Below are 4,242 nucleotides of genomic sequence, written 5' to 3' on the forward strand. Positions count from 1 at the left end.
TATATATTTATACTGGTTTTCCTCACCCTCGCATCCATTGTGTTATCCGAAGTCATTTCCGGTGGGATGTCATCAGGCTCATGAGTATACATAGACTGGCTGATATTTGATTAATCACTAAAAGTCGTTCGGTTTTTGTTTCCGGCATCCTCAATCGACATTTTCTTTTAATTAACCGTTTGTTTTTTCTGATTTGGACTGCATGCGTCCAGTTTTTTTATCTGTTTTTCTTTATTTTTACATCAATTTACACAGAAAAAATTTGTGCATAAAAAATGATTTAGATTAATATTCTGAAATGATGTCTCATTTCAGATCTTTGCTTTGCAATAGCTCATTAACTCGATCTTTTATCCTGAAATTTGATCTAAGGCACGTTTTGTCAAATTTAATTTCATTAATGTAACGAAACGTAAATTCTCATACTGATTTGTGATGCTATCTTTTTTATCCCCGTTACAGCGGTTATGTTTTTTCCCGTTTCTCTCTCTGGCGATGAGTGCGGTATCTTTCTCTTTATCAGCCAAAGAGACTCCATCTCCGTTATTCCGGTCCGGTGAACAGCCTTTTATTCATCAGGAACAACAGCAACAGTCACGTGAAGCATCGCTGATGCCGAAAGCGCCGGATATACGCTTATCCCCGCCGTCCTCTGTATCCTCCCGGCTTATTTTTCCGGCAGAGTCACCGTGTTTTCAGATCACACAGGTTGTAACCGACGGGAGCGGGGGGCTTCCTCACTGGATCCCGGTACAGCGTATTGTCGATCAGGCAAAAGGGCAGTGCCTGGGGCTTGACGGAATTAATCTTCTGATGAGTGCATTACAGAACCGTCTGATTGGACACGGGTATATCACGACCCGTGTACTGGCACCGTCTCAGGATCTTAAAACCGGTACGCTTCGTCTGCTGATTGTGCCGGGAACGGTCAGGGATATTTATCTGAATACAGGCAGTGATGACTATATCCGGCTGTACAGTGCGTTCCCGGCCCGTAAGGGGGAATTACTGGATTTACGGGACATTGAACAGGGGCTGGAAAACCTTCAGCGCCTTCCCACGGTCAGTGCACGGATGGTCCTGAAGCCCGGTGACATGCCCGGACAGAGTGATATTGTGATTGAACGCTCGCAGTCCCGTTACTGGCGTACCGGTGCCTGGGTGGATGATTCCGGCACGGAAAGCACGGGGCGATATCAGGGCGGAGTAATGCTGGCGCTGGATAATCCGTTGTCCTTCAGCGATTTGTTTTATGTCACCGCAAGCCGGGATCTGGGATTTGGCGGGCGTCATAAAAGTACCCACAGTTATTCCGCACATTATTCGGTTCCTCTGGGATACTGGCTGGCCGGCATAAACCTCAACGATTACCGTTATTATCAGACCGTGGCCGGAAAATATACCGACATTCATTACAGTGGTAAAAGCCGTTCCCTGAATCTGCAACTGAGCCGTGTGTTACATCGTGGTGCCAGTTCCCGTACGACGGCCAGTTATGACGTTCTTCTGCGTGAGACCCGTAATTTTATTGATGATACGGAAATTACCGCCCAGAAACGCCGGACCAGTGCATGGCGTATCGGGTTATCCCACCGCCATTATATCGGGGCAGCCACCTTGGATGCCGGGGTGAGCTATCAGCGGGGTACCCGCTGGTTTGGCGCCCTGCCGGCCCCGGAAGAAGGTTGGGATGATTATGGCGGCGTCACCGCCTTATCAAAAATTCTGAGCTGGAATGCCTCACTGACCGCACCGTTTTCTCTGGGGGAACAGTCTTTCAGCTGGAATACCACCTGGCGCAGGCAAATGAGCGCCACCCCTCTGACACCGCAGGATGAGTTTTCCATCGGCAACCGCTGGAGCGTGCGCGGTTTTGACGGCGAACGTACGCTCAGTGCCTCAGATGGCTGGCTGGTACAGAACACGCTCTCCTGGCAGACACCTCTGCCTTTGCAGGAGCTCTATCTCGGGGCCGATTACGGGGAGGTCAGCGGTAACAGTACCACTCAGAGTGATTTAACCGGACAACATCTGGCGGGGTCAGTGCTGGGGATCCGTGGCGCATTCGGGAATACCGGCGTGAGTTATGACGCTTCTGTGGGGATCCCCCTCTCAAAACCGGCCGGATTTAAAACAGACCCTGTGGTCACCACGTTCAGTGTGAACTGGAACTGGCAGTGAAACAGGCAGGGATAATTCATTTATAGATAAACAGCCACGACATCCGCTGATGTCTGTGTGGTGGCTCCAGATTCAGGGATTTTGTATGAACAGCCTTTTTTACCGGATTGTCTTTAATAAAGCCCGCGGCATGCTGATGGTTGTGGCTGACATTGCCCGGCGCGGACGGGGAGGAAATACACGTCGCGGACGTTGTGCTCCGGCAGGGATTATCGCCTCCCTGTCCCCGGTTTGTTTTGCCATCTGGCTGGCTGCCGGTTTGTGCTCGTTTCCTGCTTATTCCGCTATTGTCGCTGACCGTAATGCGCCGGGAAACCAGCAGGCGACGGTGATTTCCACGGCAAACGGGTTGCCGCAGGTGAATATTCAGACGCCCGGTCCGGAAGGGGTTTCACGTAATCAGTATACACAGTTTGATGTGGACAGCCGGGGAGCCATTTTAAATAACAGTCACAGTAATACACAGACCCGTCTGGCCGGCAATATTACCGGTAATCCCTGGCTGGCAAAGGGTGAGGCCAGGATCATTCTCAATGAAGTTAACAGCCGTGATCCCAGCCGGCTGAATGGTTTTATTGAGGTTGCCGGGCGTCGTGCGGAAGTGGTGATCGCTAATCCGTCCGGTATTACCTGCAATGGCTGTGGTTTTATCAATGCGGAAAGAACGACCCTGGCCGCCGGGAAAGCGCTGATGGACGGCGGCAGACTGAAAGGTTTCGATGTTGACAAAGGACGGCTCAGTATTGAAGGGCGCGGACTGCTGGCGGAGGACAGTGACTACACTGCGCTGATTGCCCGGGCGGTGAATGTGAACGCCCGGATGCAGGTCGGCGGTGAACTGCGGATCACCACCGGTCATAACGAAACCGATCCCCGGGGTAATATCACCCGGATTAAGCCCGGTGAGGATGCCGGGAAGCCGGCGTTTGCGCTGGATGTGTCGGCGCTGGGCGGAATGTATGCCGGTAAAATTATTATGGAAGGCACCGAAAAAGGCGTGGGCGTACGCAATGCCGGAGAGCTGGGGGCGATGGCCGGCACATTGTCACTCCGTGCTGACGGTCAACTGGTGAACAGCGGTGTACTGGCTGGGCAGGGGGATCTGAGCGTCGCCGCGAAAGGTGACCTGCGTAATACCGGCAGCCTGACGGCCGGAGGAGACGTTGAACTGACTGCACCGGGAACACTGAATAATGAGGGGATTATCCGGGGCGGACAGGATGTCAGGCTGACAGCAGCGGGTATTCACAGTTCGGAAAAAAGTACGCTTCTGGCCGGTGCTCCGGCAGCCACAACTGACGGAAGAAAAGGCGATTTAGTTCTGACATCAGGTGGGGAACTGAAAGCCCGGGGACAGAATAAAGCTGCCGGTAAGATCGTTGCCTCCGGAACCGGCGTGGATGTCAGTGGCAGCCGGACAGAGGCAAAAGCCGTCACACTGACAGCGACGGAACGTGGGATCAGCACTGCCGGTGCGGAATTACGCGGGCAGGATACTGTCAGTCTGCGGGCAGCAACCGGCATCGATAATACCGCCGGCCGGGTTTCCGGAGGGAGACTGACTATACATTCCCCGGAAATCACGAATACCGGCGGCCTTCTGAACCAGGAGGGCACACAGGATCTGCTGCTCAGCCAGCATACCCTCCGTAACAACGGGGGAAGTATCACCAGTGCCGGACGAATTCATCTGAAAGCGGATGTACTGGACAACCGCTCTGGTACGCTTGCGGCTGCGGGACGGGATTTGAGTATCGAAACCGGCGATCTGGATAACCGTCAGGGCAAGGTGCAGCTTTCCGGTGCAGGTGTGTTATCCCTTCAGACAAATGTACTTCAGGGACAGCAGGGCGCGTTGCTGTCATCCGGTGCTCTCCGGCTGAAAGCCGGGCAGGCGGATTTATCCGGTGGCTATACGCAGGCCGGAAAAATCACCGCAGAAGCCGGGATACTGACGAATGACGATGCCGTGTTGTCTGCCCGCGGACAGGAAGGGATGCAACTGACGGTATCCGGAACGCTGAGTAACCGGAACGGCCGGGCGGAAAGTGCCGGGGACAT

Annotated in this window: 3 protein-coding genes; 2 read left to right on the forward strand and 1 reads right to left on the reverse strand. The window is 53.4% G+C overall.

Translation table 11 applies throughout. The features are described from left to right. Positions 1-350: 350 nt before the first annotated feature. Positions 351-527: a hypothetical protein gene (locus QSH13_RS18240; RefSeq protein ID WP_242370568.1), complete on the reverse strand. Its 177-nt coding sequence runs from the start codon at positions 525-527 to the stop codon at positions 351-353. On the opposite strand from QSH13_RS18240, the gene QSH13_RS18245 reads away from it, so the two are divergent. Together QSH13_RS18245 and QSH13_RS18250 are read left to right on the forward strand one after the other, a co-directional pair. Continuing rightward, positions 496-2,181, forward strand: coding sequence for a ShlB/FhaC/HecB family hemolysin secretion/activation protein (locus QSH13_RS18245; protein ID WP_286047533.1), 1,686 nt, complete (start codon positions 496-498; stop codon positions 2,179-2,181). The two genes, QSH13_RS18240 and QSH13_RS18245, sit on opposite strands and share 32 nt — an antisense overlap. A gap of 85 nt (positions 2,182-2,266) precedes the next feature. Further along, a partial coding sequence (locus QSH13_RS18250) for a two-partner secretion domain-containing protein (protein WP_286047532.1) occupies positions 2,267-4,242 on the forward strand: 1,976 nt, incomplete at its 3' end.

The organism is Proteus faecis (genome assembly GCF_030286765.1).
Classification (GTDB): Bacteria; Pseudomonadota; Gammaproteobacteria; order Enterobacterales; family Enterobacteriaceae; genus Proteus; species Proteus faecis.